Origin of the sequence: Nakamurella sp. (assembly GCF_048594475.1) — a bacterium.
Taxonomy (GTDB): Bacteria; Actinomycetota; Actinomycetes; order Mycobacteriales; family Nakamurellaceae; genus Nakamurella.
The window spans coordinates 1-16,698 of record NZ_JBMDXT010000272.1 but is presented as its reverse complement, the minus strand read 5'-3'; the positions used below and the strand labels follow the sequence as shown (position 1 = coordinate 16,698).

The following is a 16,698-nucleotide window of genomic DNA, read 5'->3' as shown; positions in this document are numbered from 1 at the left end:
TCTCCCTACCCTCGCACCGGCGGGTCGCAGGCACACTGGAGCCACTCAGACAGTGCGAGACGGAGGTCACCCATGGCCAGCAACGATCCGTTCGGATTCGACCCGGACGACCTCAATCGATTCTTCCCCGGTGCCGGCGAGCAGCTGCGCGGAGCCCTGGGCCAGTTCGCGCGGATGATGAACGCGGCCAACGAACGGACCGGCGCCGGGTTCGACGGGCCGGGCGGCTCCCGCCGCGGCGCGCCGACCGCCGAGACGACCGGGGAGACGGGGGAGGGCGTCTGGGTGATCTACACCGTCGACGGCGGCGGGGACGCCCGGGTCGAGCAGGTCTTCGCCACCGAACTGGAGGCGCTGCGGGCGAACCGGCACAACACCGACAGCCACCGTCAGGTGCGGTTCCTGCCCTACGGGATGCCGGTGACCGTGCTGGACGCTCCGGTGGCGCCGACGCCGGATGAACCGGCGTCCTGACCGACCCGTGGGGGGCGCGGCCGGCCCCGGTCAGGCCGATGCGCCGATGCCCGGCAGCAGCCCCGGCACCTGGGCGGCGGGGACGGGTGCGCCGAACAGGTAGCCCTGCCCCAGCAGTGACCGGCCCGGCACCCGCAGCATCTGCAGCTGCTGCTCGGTCTCGACCCCTTCCGCGGTCACCGTCAGTTTCAGGGTCGATCCGAGCTGGATCGTGGCGTACACCAGGTCGGCGATCGAGGCGTCGTCGACCATCCGGGCGACGAAGTCCTGGTGGATCTTGAGCCCGTCGACCGGGAACTCGCGCAGGTCGGCCAGCGACGACCGGCCGGTGCCGAAGTCGTCCAGGGTGATCCGCAGGCCGGCCGCCCGCAGCACGGCCAGGGTGCCGCGGACGACCTCGGCATGCCGCTGCAGCAGCACCCGCTCGGTGATCTCGATCTCGACGATCCCCGGTGGGATGTGGTGCCGCTCCAGATCGCCCAGCACCCGGTCGGCGAAGTCCTCGCGCAGGAACTCCACCGGTGCCGCGTTCAGGGACACCGAGCCCGGGGAGCGGCCGGACGCCAGCCACTGCGCGGTGTCGGCCAGCACCCGCTCCCGCATCCGGTCGCCGAGCGCGGTGGCCAGCTCGTAGTCGTCGAAGGCGTCGGCCAGGTCGCCCGGCAGCCGGCCGGTGCCGGCCGCCCCGCCCCACCGCAACAGGGCCTCCACCCCGACGACGCTCCGGTCGTTGACGCAGACCAGCGGCTGGTAGTACGCCTCCAGCACACCGTGGTCCAGCACCATGCGGGCCCGGTCGAGGTGGGCGGCCCGCCGCTGCCGGGCCTGGCGCAGCTCGCTGCCGAACTCGCGCACGCCGCCCCGGCCGTCGGCCTTCATCTCGGCCAGCGCGGTGTCGGCGCAGACCAGCAGGTCGGCGGCGTCCGCGGCATCCCGCGGGAAGCCGGCTACCCCGATGCTCAGGCCGGCCCCGATCGGCCGGCCGCGGTAGAGGATGGGCCGGGCCAGCTGGGCCCGGGCCAGCCGGGCCACGTCGGCGATGGCGACCGGCTGCGGCGCGACCACCGCGAACTCGTCCCCGCCGATCCGGCCGATCACCGTGCCGGCGGGCAGCGCCCGGCGCAGGCGCCGGGAGACCACGCGCAGCAGATGGTCGCCGGCCGGATGGCCCAGGCTGTCGTTGATGTTCTTGAAGTGGTCCAGGTCGATCATCGCCAGACCCAGCTCGGTGCCGGCCTGCCGGGCGCCGGAGACCATCCGACGGAGCCGTCGCTCGAACGCGCGCCGGTTGAGCAGGCCGGTGAGGTGATCGACCTCGCCGGCGTCGCGCAGCCGCCGTTCGGTGTCGTGCCGGTCGGTGGTGTCCCGGGAGACGCACAGGATCGAGCGGATCCGCCCGTCCGCGTCCGGCAGCGGCGTCAGCAGGTTGTCCCAGTACCGGGGTCGGGCGTCCCCGACCTGGCTCATCCCGGCGAAGCGGGCCGGGCGGCCCTGCCGGGCCGTGGCCAGGGCACGGCGGCCGGAGGCGCGCACCGCGGCGGGCAACAGGTCGAGCCAGCGCATGCCGAAGTCCCGCTCGTCCACCGGCAGGCCGAGCGCGGCGCACCCGGCCCGGTTCATCTCGCGCAGCGTGCCGTCGAGGTCGATCAGCTTGATGCAGTCCACGGTCGCGTCGAGCATGCGCAGCCGAAGCGCGTCCCGTCGGGCCGCATCCGCCCGGGCGGCCACGTCGGACTGGATGTCGACGGCCGACCCGACCCAGCAGCCGGCGTCCTCCGGGACCCGGCGGGCCGTCAACCGCCACCAGAGGTCACCGTCATGGCCGTCCCGCAGCCGGCAGTCGACCTGCAGCGATCCGTCCCCGTCCGCCGCGGCGCGCCAGTGCTGCAGCAGCGCGGAGCGGTCGTCGGGGTGGACCAGGCCCAGCAGCCGGCGGCCGAGCGGATCACCCCCGACCGCGGCCCTCGCCGCCGGATTGGCCCGCACGACGCGGCCGTCCGCGTCGACCACGACCGCCGCGGTGGGTAGCAGGTCGAGCATCGCCGCCGGCTCCATCGTGACCCCCGATCAGATGGCTCGGCCCCCGCAGCGCTCATACCGACGCCGGGCCGTCACGCAATGCATTGTAACGACGACTGTGCGTAGTTTTCAGGTCGATCGGCCCAGGGCCGACCGTCGACCTGCCGAGCGGCCGGCCGTGACTCACCCGCCCGGAGCAATGAGATCGAGCACCTCCGGCGGATCGGGCCAGATCTCGGCGGACAGCCGCTCGGGGTACGGGGCGACGGCCGGCTCCGCGTCGAAGAGCCGGACCAGGCCCGAGTCGAAGGCCGGCCAGCCCGGGTCACCGGTCGTGGCGAAGGCCGTCCAGGCGGCGCGCATCTGCGCCGAGACCGATCGCGCCGCCGGCCCCGGTTCGCCGATCAGCGCGGCCGGCCGGCCGGCGGTCAGGTTGCCGAAGACCAGCGGGACGTCCAGGCCGTGGCAGGCGCCGAAGATCCCGCCGCCGCCCGGGGCCGGCCAGGTCAGCTCGTACACGAAGGCACGGCCGCCGGCCGCGAGCTGGGCGCGGGCCAGGTGCAGCGACGGCATGCGGAACAGCCAGTCGGAGCGGACCACCTCGTCCAGGCGGTCCGGGTCGGGCAGGGCCTGCCGGTAGCGCTCGGGGTCCGGGGCGAACGTCGCCGCGGTCGCGGCCGCCTGCGCGGCGGTGACCGTGCCCAGCCGGCCGGTGAGGACGCTGAGCAGCCGCTGCTCGTCCCGGGTGTGCCCGACCAGGAGGTCGACCCGGCCGGTCAGGCCGCGCCACGGCGTCGTCGGCAGCACGTCACCGTCGACGACGGGAGCGAACGGCACGCCGGCGGCGGCGGCCGGTCCCCACCGGTCCCCGTGGCGATCGATCGCGGCCAGCACCGCGTCGCCGGCGAGCGGCAGCACCTCGGGGTCCACCGCCGGCAGGTCGGCGACCCCGACGCCGAGCTCGGCCGCGCAGGCCCGGGCGACGTCGGCGGCCAGCGCCGGCGTGAAGAACGTCCCGGGCACGCTCTGCGCGATCGCCCGTCGGAACAGGCCGGCCGCCCTGGGCATGGCCAGCAGCGCGGCGACCGAGCCACCGCCGGCCGACTGGCCGAACACCGTGACCTGGTCCGGGTCCCCGCCGAACCGGGCGATGGTGTCCCGCACCCAGGTCAGGGCGGCCACCTGATCCAGCAGCCCCCGGTTGGCCGGGGTGCCGGGCACCACGCCGAAGCCCTCGAGCCCGACCCGGTAGTTGAACGTCACGAGGACGACGCCACCGGCGGCCAGCACCGCGCCGTCGTACTCCGGTAGCCCGGACGTGCCGAACGCGTACCCCCCGCCCTGGATCCACACCCTCACCGGGCGCCGCCCGTCGACGTCCGGCGACCAGACGTTGACGGTCAGCCAGTCGTCTCCCTCGGCCGGGCCGGCGGCCGGGCCTCCGGCCGGTCCGAGCGCGGTCGACTGGGGCGGTGGCGGGCCGAACGCGGTGGCCGGCCGCACCCCCGGCCAGGGCCGGACCGGCCCGGGCGCGGCGAAGCGGGCGGGCAGCGAGGCAAACGGGATGCCGCGGAAGACGGACAGGTCGCCCTCGCGGCGACCCCGCACCACACCGCCGGACACCGGCACGTCGATGGTCTCGATGGTCACGCCCGGATTGTGGGAACGGCGGTGGCCCATCCGCCACCGAATTCCGGCCGGGCCGGGCGTCGATCTCACCCACATCGGTGGATGCGCCGCCGACCCGCCCGGCCAACACTGGTGGCGCGCCCGGCTCCGGGCGTCCTGTGTGCTGCTTCGAAAGGCCCACCCGATGTTCAACGACAACGGATCGTTCCTGCTCGCGTTGCTCGAGTTCTTCCTGTTCTTCGCCTGGATCATGTGCCTGTTCTGGATCTTCGGCGACATCTTCCGCAGCCGCGACATCGGCGGTGGGGCCAAGACGTTCTGGGTGCTGTTCGTCATCCTGATCCCGTGGCTGGGCATCCTGGTCTACCTGATTGCCCGCGGCAAGGGCATGCACGAGCGTCAGCTGGAGCAGATGAAGGAGGTCCAGAAGGCGCAGGCCGAGTACATCAAGTCCGTCACCGCGGCCAGCAACCCGGCCGACCAGATCGCGTCGGCCAAGAGCCTGCTGGACAGCGGCGCGATCAACCAGGCCGAGTTCGATCGGCTCAAGGCCAAGGCCCTCGCCGCCTGATCCTCTCCGATCCTTCGGCGCAACCGGCCCGCTCAGCTCCCGGTCGGGAGTGAGCGGGCCGTCGCGTTTCCGGGCCGGGGCAGACCGATCGGGTTGAGCACCGGGATCAGATCGGTGGCCAGGATCGGCGCGACCAGCCGGTCGAGCAGGTCCCGGGTCCGCCCGGTCCGCGCCGGACCGAGGGCGACCCACGGCGAGGCCGCGGCCGCCTCGGTGCACCGTTCGATGTCCGCGGCGCCCCGCCGGCCGGCGGCGGTGGGCCGGCCCACGCCGTCGAGCCAGCCGCGGTCGGTCAGCGCGGCCGCCGCGTCGCTCCACGCCTGGTCCGGCCAGCCGCGGGCCCGGCGCAACCCGGCACCATCGGCCACGCCGGCGGCGATCTTGAGGGTCATCGCCTCGACCGGCCCGACGTCGTGGGCGATGAGCGCAGCGATGTGCCCGTCTCCGCGGTGCTCGCGCAGGGTGCTGGACGCCTGCCAGATGGCCAGATGGTCGGATTCCGGCCGGGGCAGGGCCTGGTTGGCCGCGCCGAGCACGCGGCCGGCGGTGTCCGCCGCCTCGGCGGCGGCCCACAGCAGCGCGGCGGCCTCCGCGACCACGGCGGAGCCGAGCAGCTCAGCCCCCCAGACCCGGCGCAGGGTCCGGTCGACGCCGTCCAGCCGGGCGGCGAGCGCCCGGTCCGGCCCGGCGAACGACCAGGCGTCCGGCAGGGCCCGGGCGACCCGATCGGGGTGGAAGCCGAAGAAGCAGCCGGTCACCACCGCCGGGCCGACCGGCCCGAGCGGCGCCGCCCGTTGGGCGAAGTACCCCATCCAGAACCCGCGATAGCCGCCGTCGGTCGCTGCGCGGGCCGCATCGGGGGAGAAATAGGTGACGGCGTGGATCGGCTCGTACCGGGTCCAGAGTTCGAACACGAGCCGAGTCCACACCGTCGCGAGCCGGGCGTCGCGGTCCAGTGGGGGACCGCTGGCCCGGCCGGTCACGCCTTGCGCTGCATGGACTCCCGGGCCGGGTTGGCCTGCTGCGCGGCCTTCGGATCCTTCTCGGACTGCTTGGCCCGTACGCCCTGCTCGACCCGGTCGCCCAGGCCCTTGTCGACGTTGCGCCAGTAATCGAACGCGCGAGCCAGCACCGGTTCGCTGACCCCGTTCAGCAGGTGCCCGACGATGTTGTCGACCAGCCGGCCGCGGGCGTCGTCGTCCAGCACCTCCCGGACCAGGGTGCCGGCCTGGCTCCAGTCGTCGTCGTCCGGCCGCAGCGCGTAGGCGGTGCGCACCATCTCGCCGTCGGCGTGCCAGGTCCCGCCGTCGTCGGTGCGGGCGGGATCGGCCGCCGGTCCGCCGTAGGAGTTCGGTGCGTACACCGGGTCGGTCACCGGGGTGATCCGCATGTGCCCGTCCTTGCTGTAGGAGTGCACCGGCACCTTGGGTGCGTTGACCGGGATCTGCTTGTAGTTCACCCCGAGCCGGGCCCGGTGCGCGTCGGCGTAGGAGAACCCGCGGGCCAGGAGCATCTTGTCCGGCGACAGGCCGGTGCCGGCGACCAGATTGTTCGGCTCGAACGCGGCCTGCTCGATCTCGGTGTGGTAGTCGGTGACGTTGCGGTTCAGCGTCATCCGGCCGACCTCGTGCAGCGGGTAGTCGGCGTGCGGCCACACCTTGGTCAGGTCGAACGGGTTCAGGCGGTAGGTCTTGGCGTCGTCGAACGGCATGATCTGGACCTTGAGCGTCCAGCTCGGGAACTCACCGGCCTCCAGGTGTTCCCAGAGATCCCGCTGGTGGTAGTCGGTGTCGACGGCGGCCATCTGGTCGGCCTCGTCCTGGGTGAAGCACTCGATGCCCTGGTCGGTCTTGAAGTGGTACTTGACCCAGTGCTTGACGCCGTCGGCGTTGATCCACATATAGGTGTGGCTGGAGTAGCCATTCATGTGCCGCCAGGTGCGGGGAATGCCCCGGTCGCCCATCAGCCAGGTCACCTGGTGCGCGGACTCGGGGGACAGGGTCCAGAAGTCCCACTGCATGTCGTGGTCGCGCAGGTTGTTGCCGGCCCGCCGCTTCTGCGACCGGATGAAGTGCTGGAACTTCATCGGGTCCCGGATGAAGAACACCGGGGTGTTGTTGCCGACCAGATCGAAATTGCCCTCGGAGGTATAGAACTTCACGGAGAAGCCCCGCGGGTCGCGCCAGGTGTCGGGTGAGCCCCGCTCGCCGGCGACGGTGGAGAAGCGGGCCACCAGGTCGGTGGTCGCGCCCGGCTGGAACACCGCCGCGCGGGTGTACGCGCTGACATCCGCGGTCACCTCGAACGTGCCGTAGGCGCCACCGCCCTTGGCGTGCGGCTGGCGCTCCGGGATGCGCTCGCGGTTGAAATTGGCCATCTGCTCGAGCAGGTAGTGATCCTGCAGCAGCAGCGGACCGTCGGCCCCGACGGTCAGCGAATGCTCGTCGCTGGCCACCGGGATGCCGGCGTCGGTGGTGGTCGGGGCTGGTCGCGGTTCGGTCGCCGTCACAGCGTCCCCTCTCTGTCTCGGGTGGGCCGTCCCACGACCTGTACCCCGGACGACCCCGGGCAACCGGAAAGGGTCTTGACACCTCCGTCCGGGGGGCCCATCCTATAAACGAAACCGATTCGGTTTCGGTGAGTCGAGAGTTCTCCCACCAGCCGCAATGCCGCCGTTCGTGCCACCCGCTCGTGATCTGCGCACCGCCGCCCCGTCCTAACCTGCTCGAGAAGGAGCCCGCCGGTGACCCCGACCGCGCCGACCAGCCCCGCCGCCCGCCGATCGACCCCGGGAGCGCAGATGCCACCACCGCCGAGCGGGGGAGCCGCCGAACACCTCAAGACCAATGCCCTCGGCGCGGGCGGCATCGCCTTCCTGGTGATCGCCGCGGCCGCCCCGCTGACCGTGATGGCCGGCGTCGCCCCGGTCGCGATCCTGGTCGGCGGCATCGGCGCCCCGGCCGGTTACCTGGCCGCCGGGGCGGTGCTCGCGATCTTCGCCGTCGGGTTCATGGCCATGACCCGGCACACCGGCGGGGCGGGCGCGTTCTACAGCTACATCACCCTGGGCCTGGGGCGGACGATGGGCATGTCCTCCGGCGTGCTGGCCGTCGTCGCCTACAACGCGCTGCAGATCGGCGTCTACGGGCTGCTCGGGCAGCAGGTCTCGGACGCGATCGCGACCTTCACCGGCTACGACGTGCCGTGGTGGGTGCTCGCCCTGGCGGCCGTGGTCATCGTGTGGTTCGTCGGCCGCCGCGGCATCGACGTCGGCGCCAAGATCCTCGGCGTGCTGCTGATCGCCGAGACCGCGATCCTGGCCCTGCTGGCCGGGGCGGTCATCGTGCAGGGCGGCGCCCCCGGCACCAGCGCGCTGTCGGCCGCGTCGTTCAGCCCCGAGGCCATGTTCGCGCCCGGCATGATCGGCGTGCTCGCGTTCTGCTTCGCCGCCTTCATGGGCTTCGAGTCCACCGCGCTCTACCGGCCCGAGGCCCGCAACCCCGAGCGGTCGATCCCGCGGGCCACCTACGGCGCCGTCGTGTTCATGGGGTTGTTCTACTGCCTGATCGTCTGGGCGATCATCCAGGCGTTCGGCAACGAGGGCGTGCTGACGGCGGCCGCCGCCGATCCGGCCACCCTGTTCTTCGTGGCCATCGAGCAGTACGTCGGCACCTGGGCGTCCGACGTGATGTACGTGCTGATCATGACCAGCGTGCTGGCCTCGCAGATCGCCTTCCACAACGCCATCAACCGCTACACCTTCAACCTGGCCCGGGACGGCCTGCTGCCGGCCCGGCTGGCCCACACCCACCCGACGTACGGTTCCCCGTCGGTCGCCGGCACCGTCCAGTCCCTGCTCGCCGCGGTCGTCATCACCGGGTTCGCGGTCGCCGGGGCCGACCCGTACACCGACCTGCTGCTCAAGGTGAACACCCCCGGCATCGTCGGCATCATCGCCCTGCAGGCGCTGACCTCGGTCGCGGTGGTCGCCTACTTCTGGCGACGGCGGCATACCGTGAAGGCCTGGGTCGCCACCGGCTGCGCCGCGCTGGCCGCGGTGCTGCTTTCGGCCGCGGCGATCGCCCTGGCCGTGCACATCGACCTGCTGACCACGGCCGAGGGGGCGATCAACGTGGTGCTGGTGGGCATCGTGCCGGTGACCTTCCTGGTTGCCGCCGTCGCGGCCCGGGTGCTCAAGGCCCGCCGCCCGGCCGTCTACGCCGGCATCGGCGCCGTGCACGCCGAGGACGGCCATCTGCCACCGCCGGAACCGACCGACGCCGTGATCGACGCTTCGACCGACAGTTCGACCGACAGTTCGACCGACGTTGTGACCGATTCTGTGACCGACCGTGTGACCGACGCTGCCACCGACGAGGAGCTGGCCCCGTGACCCCCGACCTGATCGTCACCGCCGACACCGTGCACACCCTGGATGTGGCGCGTCCGGCCGCGACCGCGGTGGCCGTCACGGGTGGGCTGATCACCGCCGTCGGCGACCGCCGCGACGTCGCGGGCTGGCGGGGTGCCGGCACCCGGGTCATCGACCTGGGGGCGGCCACCGTCACGCCGGGCCTGGTCGACGGGCACATCCATCCCGTCCTCGGGCTCGGGCTGACCCGCGGCGCCGATCTGTCCGCGGTGCGCACCCTCGACGAGCTGACCGAGGCGCTGCGCCGGGCCCAGCGGGACGAGCCGGGCGAGTGGGTGCTGGGCTGGGGTCTGAATCCGAACGCCTTCGGCCGCAGCCCGATCACCCACGAGCCGCTGACCCGCGCGGTCGGCGACGTGCCGGTGTTCCTGTTGATGTTCGACGCGCACGCCGCGGTCGCCTCGCCCGCCGCCCTGAAGCGGGCCGGCATCGACGGGCCGCGCGAGTTCGCCGGGGGCGCGACCGTCGTCTGCGACGGGAACGGCGTGCCGACCGGGCACCTGCTGGAGATCCCGGCGTACGAGCTCGTGCAGGCGGTGCTGCCGCCGCAGGGGCCGGCGGTGCGCCGGGCCCGGTTCGCCGATCTGCTGCACCGGATGGCCGCCGCGGGCCTGACCGCCGGCAACGCGATGGATTTCGAGGCCGATTCGGCCGACCTGGTCGGCCATCTGGATGCGGCCGACAACGCCGCCGGCGGGCTGCCCATGCGGCTGCGGTTCGCCCCGTTCTGCATGCCCGGGGTGACCCGGGCCGAGCTGGACGACCTGGTGGACCGGCAGCGCTCCGGCGGTGCCCGCTGGCGGGTCGACGGCGTGAAGTTCATGATCGACGGCACCGTCGATGGCGGGACCGCCTGGCTGTCCAGCGCCGACACGCACGGCGAGAGCACGGTCCCGTTCTGGCCGGACCCGGCCGAGTACGTCTGGGCGGCCGGTTATCTGGCCGACCGCGGGGTCCCGGTGGTCACCCATGCGATCGGCGACGCCGGCGTGCGGTACGTGCTGGACGCCCTGTCCGGGACGCGGCGCGGGCGGGTGCCGCACCGCATCGAGCACATCGAGACGATCCCGACCGAGCTGGTCGGCCGGTTCCGCGCGCTCGACGTCACCGCCAGCATGCAACCGACCCACTGCACCCTGTACACCAGCGCGGACCACAGCGACAACTGGTCCGAGCGGCTCGGTCCGGAGCGGGCCCGGCGGGCGTTCCGCTGCCGGGACCTGGCCGACGCCGGCGCCCGGCTGGCGCTCGGGTCGGACTGGCCCGTCGCCCCGTTCGACCCGCGCGGAGTCATCGCCGACGCGCAGCTGCGCCGGCCGCACGGGCTCTTCGACGCCGCCCCGGTGCTGCCCGGACAGGCTCTGACCGCCGCGCAGGCGTTGCACGGGTACACCACCGCGGCAGCCGCGGCGGCCGGGCTCGACGACGTCAGCGGCCGCATCAAGGTCGGCTTCCGGGCCGACCTGTCCTCGTTCGGACTCGACCCGCTGGTCGCGGCCCCCGACGAGTTCGCGCAGGCCCCCGTCCCGCTGACCGTCGTCGACGGCACCGTCGTGCACCGGGCAGACTGAGCCGGTGCCCCGCCCGTCGCAGCCGATCCTGTCCCGCGAGCTCATCTGCCGGACGGCGCTCAAGCTGCTCGACCGCACCGGCCGGTTCACCGTGCCGGAGGTCGCGCAGAAGCTCGGGGTGAGCGTCTCCTCGCTCTACCACCACGTGGCCGGGCGGGCCGAGATCGTGGAGGGCATCCGGGGCCTGCTGGCCGGCCGGTTCGCCCCGATCGACGACGACGTCCCCTGGGAGGACGGCGTCGCCGCGTGGGCTCGCAGTTACCGGGATGCCTTCGCCGCGCACCCGGCGGCGATCCCGGCCCTGGTCGCGCAGACGATCAGCGACCCGGTGACGCTGCGCCAGTACGCGGCGCTGGCCGGCCTGCTGAGCCGGGCCGGTTTCGGTCCGGATGCGGTGGTGCTGGCGGTCACCATGCTGGACAACCTGTGCCTGGGGGCCGCGTTGGACGTCGGAGCGCCGTCGGTGATCTGGGAGGACAACCCGGCGCTGGACTCGCCGCTGCAGACCGCGCTGGCCAACGCCACCCTCGGCCCGGACCGGGCCGAGCAGGGCTTCGAGCTGGCGCTCGCACTGACCGTCCGGGGGCTGGCGGACCTGCGGGAACGGCAGGAGGCGAGCCGGTGAGCTTCGACGTCGCGGCGCAGGCGTACGGCCGGTTCATGGGCCGGTACTCCGAGCCGCTGGCCGACGAGCTGGTGCCGTTGCTGGCCCTGGACCCGGGGCGGCGGGCGCTGGACGTCGGCTGCGGTCCCGGCGCGTTGACCGCCCGGCTGGTGGATCGGCTCGGGGTGGGATCGGTCTGCGCTGTCGATCCGTCGGCACCGTTCGTCGCGGCCGCGCGGGACCGCTTCCCCGGCCTCGACGTGCGGCCGAGCCGGGCCGAGGAGCTGCCCTGGCCGGACGGCTGGTTCGACGTCGTCGCGGCGTCGCTGGTCGTGCACTTCATGCGGGACCCGGTCGCCGGGCTGCGGGAGATGGGCCGGGTGGCACGCCCGGGTGGGACGGTCGCGGCGACCGTCTGGGACCACGCGGGGGACCGGGGTCCGATCTCGACCTTCTGGCGGGCGGTCCGATCGCTGGACCCGGCCGCGCCGGACGAGTCGGACCTGGCCGGCGCCCGCGCCGGCCACCTGGCGAGCCTGTTCGTGGCGGCCGGGCTGGACGTCATCTGGGACACCGTGCTCTCCGTCCGGGTGCGCTACGACTCGGCCGACCAGTGGTGGGAGCCCTACACGCTCGGGGTCGGACCGGCCGGGGCGTACGTCGCGGGCCTCGCCGACGCCGACCGGGACGCCCTGCGCCGGCGCTGCCGGGAGCTGCTGCCGCCGGCCCCGTTCGACGTCGACGCCTCGGCCTGGTGCGTGATCGGGCGGACCTGATCACGCTGCGGCGTCGAGCCGCCGGCCCTAGTGTGATCCGGTGCTCGGCGTCCCGCCCGGCGCAGGAGAGGGGCGTCGGATGCCGGACCTGGGCCACGAGCCGACCTTCGGCCTGTTCCTGCCCAACCCGGCGTCGCAGGCCGCGACCGTGGTGCGGCTGGCCCAGCTGGCCGAGCAGTCCGGTCTCGACCTGATCGGCGTCCAGGACCATCCGTACAACCCGGACCTGCTGGACACCTGGACCCTGCTGGCCCACCTGGCCGCGGCGACGACGACCATCCGCCTGTTCCCGGACGTGGCCTGCGTGCCGCTGCGCCCGCCGGCGGTGCTGGCCCGGTCGGTGGCCTCGCTCGACCTGCTCACCGGCGGCCGGGTCGAGCTCGGGCTGGGCGCCGGCTACTTCCTCGAGCCGATCGGCCGGATGGGTGGGCCGACGCTGACCCCGGGCGAGGCGGTCGACGCGCTGGAGGAGGCGATCGGGGTGATCCGGGCGATCTGGACGCCCGGCGACCCGGTCACCCGACCCGGTCGGCATCACCCGCTCGACGGCGTCGCACCCGGGCCGGCGCCGGCCCACCCCGTCGGCATCTGGGTGGGGGCGTACCGGCCGCGGATGCTCGCGCTGACCGCCCGGCTGGCCGACGGGTGGGTGCCGTCCCAGGCCTACGCCGACCCCGACCGCACCGCCCGGCTGACCGCCCGGCTGGACGAGCTGGCGATCGAGGCCGGCCGGGCGCCGGGCGACATCCGGCGGATCTACAACGTGAACGGGCGCTTCGGCGCCGCAGCCGGCGGTTTCCTGGATGGGCCGCCGGCACACTGGGGGGCCCAGTTGACCGATCTCGTGCTGGAGCAGGGCTTCTCGTCCTTCCTGCTGGCCCCGGCCGGTGACGTCGTCGCGTCCATCGAGCGTTTCGGGCAGGAGGTGGCGCCGGACGTGCGGGAGCGGGTCGCCGCCGCCCGCCGGGGCGCGGTGACCGTGCCACCCGCACCGGCGCCCGAGGCCGTGTCGATCGTCGGCCCCGCCGGCGGACCGGAGCGCGACGGGCACTGGGGTGTCGCCGGCGGCCTGCCGGTGCAGGACCGGCCGCAGCCGCCCCGGCTGGACCCGGCCGCCGCGGCGCCGTCGTTCCCGGACAACGTGCGCAACCTGGTTGCCATCCACGACCACCTGCGCGCCGAGCTGGAGCAGATCGACCAGGCGGTGCGGCAGGTGGCCCAGGGGGAGCTGACGCCGGGCGCCGCCCGGTCGTTGATCAGCCGGATGACGGTGCGGCAGAACCACTGGACGCTCGGGTCGTTCTGCGCCTCGTACTGCCGGATCGTGACGATCCACCACGCGGTCGAGGACGCCCACATGTTCCCCGGCGTGCGCGCGGCCGCCCCGCAGATCGGGGCGGTGGTGGACCGGCTGGAGGCCGAGCACCACGTGATCGCCGGGGTGCTGGACCGGTTCGACCGGGCGCTGGTCGACCTGGTGCGCGAGGACGACGCCGCCGGCCCGACCGATCAGGGAATCACCGAGATCGGTTCGCTGGCCGACCATCTCGCCCAGATCCTGCGCTCGCACCTGGCTTACGAGGAAGATGCGCTGGCGCAGGCGTTGACGCTGATGCCGTCGCCGATCTGACCGGCCCGGCCTCGACGTCAGGCGGTGGTCTCGACGTCCTCGGATCGGCGCCAGCGGATTCCGGCCTCGATGAAGTCGTCGATCTCGCCGTCGAAGACCGCGGACGGGTTGCCGACCTCGTAGTTGGTCCGCAGGTCCTTGACCATTTGGTACGGGTGCAGCACGTAGGAACGCATCTGGTTGCCCCAGGAGTTGCCCGTGTCCTTGAGCGCATCCATCGCGGCCCGTTCCTCCTGCCGGCGGCGTTCCAGCAGCTTGGACTGCAGCACGGCCATCGCGGACGCCTTGTTCTGGATCTGTGACCGCTCGTTCTGGCAGGACACCACGATGCCGGTCGGGAGGTGGGTGATGCGCACCGCCGAGTCGGTCGTGTTGACGCCCTGGCCGCCGGGCCCGGACGAGCGGTAGACGTCGACCCGCAGGTCCTTCTCGTCGATGTCGACGTGGTCGCTGGTCTCCACCACGGGGGCGACCTCGACGCCGGCGAAGCTCGTCTGCCGCCGGCCCTGGTTGTCGAACGGCGAGATGCGGACCAGGCGGTGGGTGCCCTGCTCGACCGACAGAGTGCCGTAGGCGTAGGGGGCCTTGACCTGGAAGGTGGCCGACTTGATGCCGGCCTCCTCGGCGTAGGAGGTGTCGTAGACCTCGGTGCTGTAGCCGTGGCGCTCGGACCAGCGCAGGTACATCCGCAGGAGCATCTCGGCGAAGTCGGCCGCGTCGACGCCGCCGGCCTCCGAGCGGATGGTGACCATCGCCTCGCGCTCGTCGTACTCGCCGGACAGCAGGGTGCGGACCTCCTGGGTCTCGATTTCCTTGCCCAGCGAGACCAGTTCGGCCTGCGCCTCGGTGTAGGTGTCCGGGTCCTCGTCGCCGAGCTCGAACAACACCTCCAGATCGTCCAGCCGCTGCCGCAGATCCTTGATGCGCTTGAGCTCGGCCTGGGCGTGCGACAGCCGGCTGGTGACCTTCTGGGCGTTGTCCTGGTCGTTCCACAGGTCGGGCGCGCTGGCCGCCTCGGACAGCTCGTCGATGGTGCGCTGCAGCCGCTGGACGTCCATGACCGCTTCGATGCTGGTGAGGGTGGTGTCCAGGGCCTTGACCGCAGCCGCGTCGTCGAGATTCACAGCAAGTCAGCCTACGCGGGAAGCCGGGGACCTTCGGCCCTGCTCTGGGTCGGGGACGCTGCCTAGCGTCGAGAACGGGCCTCGGGGCGCCGGGGCCGCGGCGAGGGAGCAGCGAGATGGGCACAGGCATCGTGGTGGGTATCGAGGGCACCCCGGCGAGCCGGGCGGCACTGGAATGGGCGTTCCGGGAGGGGCTGGCCCGCCGGGCGCCGGTCACGGTCGTGCATGCCTGGACGCACGGCCCCGGCCGGGACATCCAGCTGGCCCGGGCCTCCAGTTGCATGGTGGTGGCCGCCGTCGCCGAGGCCCGGCGGGCGGTCGGCGGGACGCCGCGGGTGGTGGAGCGCAGCCGCGCCGGGGCTGCGGCCAAGGTGCTGTTGAGCGAGGCCGAGGGGGCTGAGCTGCTGGTGGTCGGCCGTGGGCATCGGGCCGGGGTGGTCGACGTGATCGGCCATTCGGTGTCGGCCGAGGTGGTCCGGCACGCGCCCTGCCCGGTGGTGGTCGTGCCCGGGCCGCCGGCGGAGGATCCGATCGATCTGGACGACCCGGCCGCCGTGGTCGGGGCGACCCTGGGCTGAACCGGGCCGCCGGCCCCGTCGGACCGTACTGTTGGCCGGTGCTCCGCGACGTCACGGTGCTGGTGAACCCGCAGGCCGGGCGGGGTCGATCGCGGCGTGTCGCCGGGACGGCGATCGCCGAACTGCGCGGCCTCGGCCTGGCCGTCGACGTGGTGGTGACCCGGTCGGCCGAGCATGCGCGCGTGTCCGCGGCCGCGGGGGTGGCCGAGGGACGGTCGGCCGTTGCGGTGTGTGGCGGCGACGGGGCCTTCGCCTCCGTGCTCCCGGTCCTGGCCGGACCCGCGATGCTGCTGGGGGTGCTGCCGGGTGGGTCGGGCAACGACGTCGCCCGCGCCCTCGGTTTGCCGGTTCGGGACGCGGCCGCTGCGGCCCGGGTGGTGGCGGCCGGTATGGCCGGCCCGATCGATCTGGGCCGGGTCGCGGCCGCCGACGGCACCCAACGGTGGTTCGCCACGGTGGTCGCGGCCGGCTTCGACGCCCGGGTCAACGAGCGGATGAATGCCATGACCTGGCCGCGCGGCCGGACCCGCTATCACGTCGCGCTGGTCCGGGAGCTGGCCTCGTTCCGACCGATCCCGTACCGCCTGACGGTCGACGACGAGGGGTTGGACTGTGACGCGATGCTGGTCGCGGTGGGCAACCTGACCTCGTACGGGGGTGGGATGAAGATCTGCCCGGCCGCTCGCGCCGACGACGGGCAGCTGGACGTCACGATGGTCACTTCGATCAGCCGGCCGACCCTGGTGCGGCTGTTCCCGTCGGTCTACCCGGGTCGGCACGTGAGCCGGCCCGAGGTTCGCACGCTGCGCGGCCGGGCGGTGTCCCTCTCGTGTGCGGCGTCCCCGATGGTGGTCGCCTATGCCGACGGAGAGCGGGTCGGCCCGCTCCCGATCTCGGTCTCCGTAGTGCCGGCGGCCCTGCCGGCGCTGGGTGCAGCCACTGTCGGAGGTCTGTGAGAGTCTCATCAGGTTGACCTCCAGCAGGGCTGACCGTGTGTTCGAATAACCTGACACTAGCAGCTGCGACACCGTTGCGCCAGACTCCTTCCCACACTAGAATCGAACGTATGTCGACGATCGCCGATGCTGCGGCCGCGTTCCTCGCGGCGTTGCTGTCGGTGCCGGTCGACGGGGTCGATGACGCGGCGCGGGTGGATGAGCTGGCGGTGTTGGAGCGGGTGAAGGGGGCGGTGGCGGCGCGGCAGGCGCGGGTGACGGACGCGTTCGCTGTGTCGCAGCGGGCGGTGCTCGGGGCGGTGGGGGTGTCGCCGGTCGAGGTGAGCCGGTCGGT

Annotated in this window: 14 protein-coding genes and 1 pseudogene; 10 read left to right on the top strand and 5 right to left on the bottom strand. The window is 73.4% G+C overall.

The features are described from left to right. Nucleotides 1-72: 72 nt before the first annotated feature. Nucleotides 73-474 carry a hypothetical protein gene (locus ACOJUF_RS12650; protein ID WP_420122200.1) on the top strand — a complete coding sequence of 134 codons (402 nt, stop codon included), beginning with the start codon at nt 73-75 and terminating at the stop codon, nt 472-474. A 30-nt stretch (nt 475-504) separates the two neighbouring features. Here ACOJUF_RS12650 and ACOJUF_RS12645 read toward each other — a convergent pair whose 3' ends face one another. Both ACOJUF_RS12645 and ACOJUF_RS12640 read right to left on the bottom strand, forming a co-directional pair. Further along, complete coding sequence (locus ACOJUF_RS12645) at nt 505-2,514, bottom strand: putative bifunctional diguanylate cyclase/phosphodiesterase (RefSeq protein ID WP_420122199.1); 2,010 nt, start codon at nt 2,512-2,514, stop codon at nt 505-507. A gap of 162 nt (nt 2,515-2,676) precedes the next feature. Continuing rightward, complete coding sequence (locus ACOJUF_RS12640) at nt 2,677-4,173, bottom strand: carboxylesterase/lipase family protein (RefSeq protein ID WP_420122198.1); 1,497 nt, start codon at nt 4,171-4,173, stop codon at nt 2,677-2,679. A 133-nt stretch (nt 4,174-4,306) separates the two neighbouring features. On the opposite strand from ACOJUF_RS12640, the gene ACOJUF_RS12635 reads away from it, so the two are divergent. Next, nucleotides 4,307-4,693 (top strand): SHOCT domain-containing protein, encoded by a 387-nt coding sequence (locus ACOJUF_RS12635; protein ID WP_420122213.1) that lies wholly within the window; start codon nt 4,307-4,309, stop codon nt 4,691-4,693. 32 nt (nt 4,694-4,725) lie between these two features. Here the strand turns inward: ACOJUF_RS12635 and ACOJUF_RS12630 are convergent, their stop codons facing one another. Continuing rightward, nucleotides 4,726-5,607 (bottom strand): SCO6745 family protein, encoded by an 882-nt coding sequence (locus tag ACOJUF_RS12630; RefSeq protein WP_420122197.1) that lies wholly within the window; start codon nt 5,605-5,607, stop codon nt 4,726-4,728. A 65-nt stretch (nt 5,608-5,672) separates the two neighbouring features. Then, nucleotides 5,673-7,202 (bottom strand): catalase, encoded by a 1,530-nt coding sequence (locus ACOJUF_RS12625; protein WP_420122196.1) that lies wholly within the window; start codon nt 7,200-7,202, stop codon nt 5,673-5,675. 291 nt (nt 7,203-7,493) lie between these two features. On the opposite strand from ACOJUF_RS12625, the gene ACOJUF_RS12620 reads away from it, so the two are divergent. The 5 genes from ACOJUF_RS12620 to ACOJUF_RS12600 all read left to right on the top strand — a co-directional run bounded on the left by ACOJUF_RS12620 (nt 7,494) and on the right by ACOJUF_RS12600 (nt 13,706). Next, nucleotides 7,494-9,086 carry an APC family permease gene (locus ACOJUF_RS12620; protein ID WP_420122212.1) on the top strand — a complete coding sequence of 531 codons (1,593 nt, stop codon included), beginning with the start codon at nt 7,494-7,496 and terminating at the stop codon, nt 9,084-9,086. Further along, the gene (locus tag ACOJUF_RS12615) at nt 9,083-10,696 is read left to right on the top strand and encodes an amidohydrolase (protein WP_420122195.1); all 1,614 of its coding nucleotides are present in this window, start codon (nt 9,083-9,085) and stop codon (nt 10,694-10,696) included. The genes ACOJUF_RS12620 and ACOJUF_RS12615 overlap by 4 nt, the downstream gene beginning before the upstream one ends. 4 nt (nt 10,697-10,700) lie before the next feature. Further along, nucleotides 10,701-11,321 (top strand): TetR/AcrR family transcriptional regulator, encoded by a 621-nt coding sequence (locus ACOJUF_RS12610; protein ID WP_420122194.1) that lies wholly within the window; start codon nt 10,701-10,703, stop codon nt 11,319-11,321. Next, complete coding sequence (locus ACOJUF_RS12605; protein ID WP_420122193.1) at nt 11,318-12,076, top strand: class I SAM-dependent methyltransferase; 759 nt, start codon at nt 11,318-11,320, stop codon at nt 12,074-12,076. The genes ACOJUF_RS12610 and ACOJUF_RS12605 overlap by 4 nt, the downstream gene beginning before the upstream one ends. A 79-nt stretch (nt 12,077-12,155) precedes the next feature. Continuing rightward, the gene (locus ACOJUF_RS12600; protein WP_420122192.1) at nt 12,156-13,706 is read left to right on the top strand and encodes an LLM class flavin-dependent oxidoreductase; all 1,551 of its coding nucleotides are present in this window, start codon (nt 12,156-12,158) and stop codon (nt 13,704-13,706) included. 17 nt (nt 13,707-13,723) lie between these two features. On the opposite strand, the gene prfB is transcribed toward ACOJUF_RS12600, so the two are convergent. Beyond that, a complete protein-coding gene (gene prfB / locus ACOJUF_RS12595) occupies nt 13,724-14,830 on the bottom strand; it encodes a peptide chain release factor 2 (RefSeq protein WP_420122191.1) in 1,107 nt (368 codons plus the stop codon). A 116-nt stretch (nt 14,831-14,946) separates the two neighbouring features. On the opposite strand from prfB, the gene ACOJUF_RS12590 reads away from it, so the two are divergent. The 3 genes and pseudogenes from ACOJUF_RS12590 to ACOJUF_RS12580 form a co-directional block, all read left to right on the top strand. After that, nucleotides 14,947-15,408 (top strand): universal stress protein, encoded by a 462-nt coding sequence (locus tag ACOJUF_RS12590; protein ID WP_420122190.1) that lies wholly within the window; start codon nt 14,947-14,949, stop codon nt 15,406-15,408. A gap of 38 nt (nt 15,409-15,446) precedes the next feature. Beyond that, nucleotides 15,447-16,364: a diacylglycerol kinase gene (locus tag ACOJUF_RS12585; RefSeq protein WP_420122189.1), complete on the top strand. Its 918-nt coding sequence runs from the start codon at nt 15,447-15,449 to the stop codon at nt 16,362-16,364. Between the two features lie 110 nt (nt 16,365-16,474). Continuing rightward, nucleotides 16,475-16,698: pseudogene (locus ACOJUF_RS12580) on the top strand (HNH endonuclease); the annotation flags it as partial.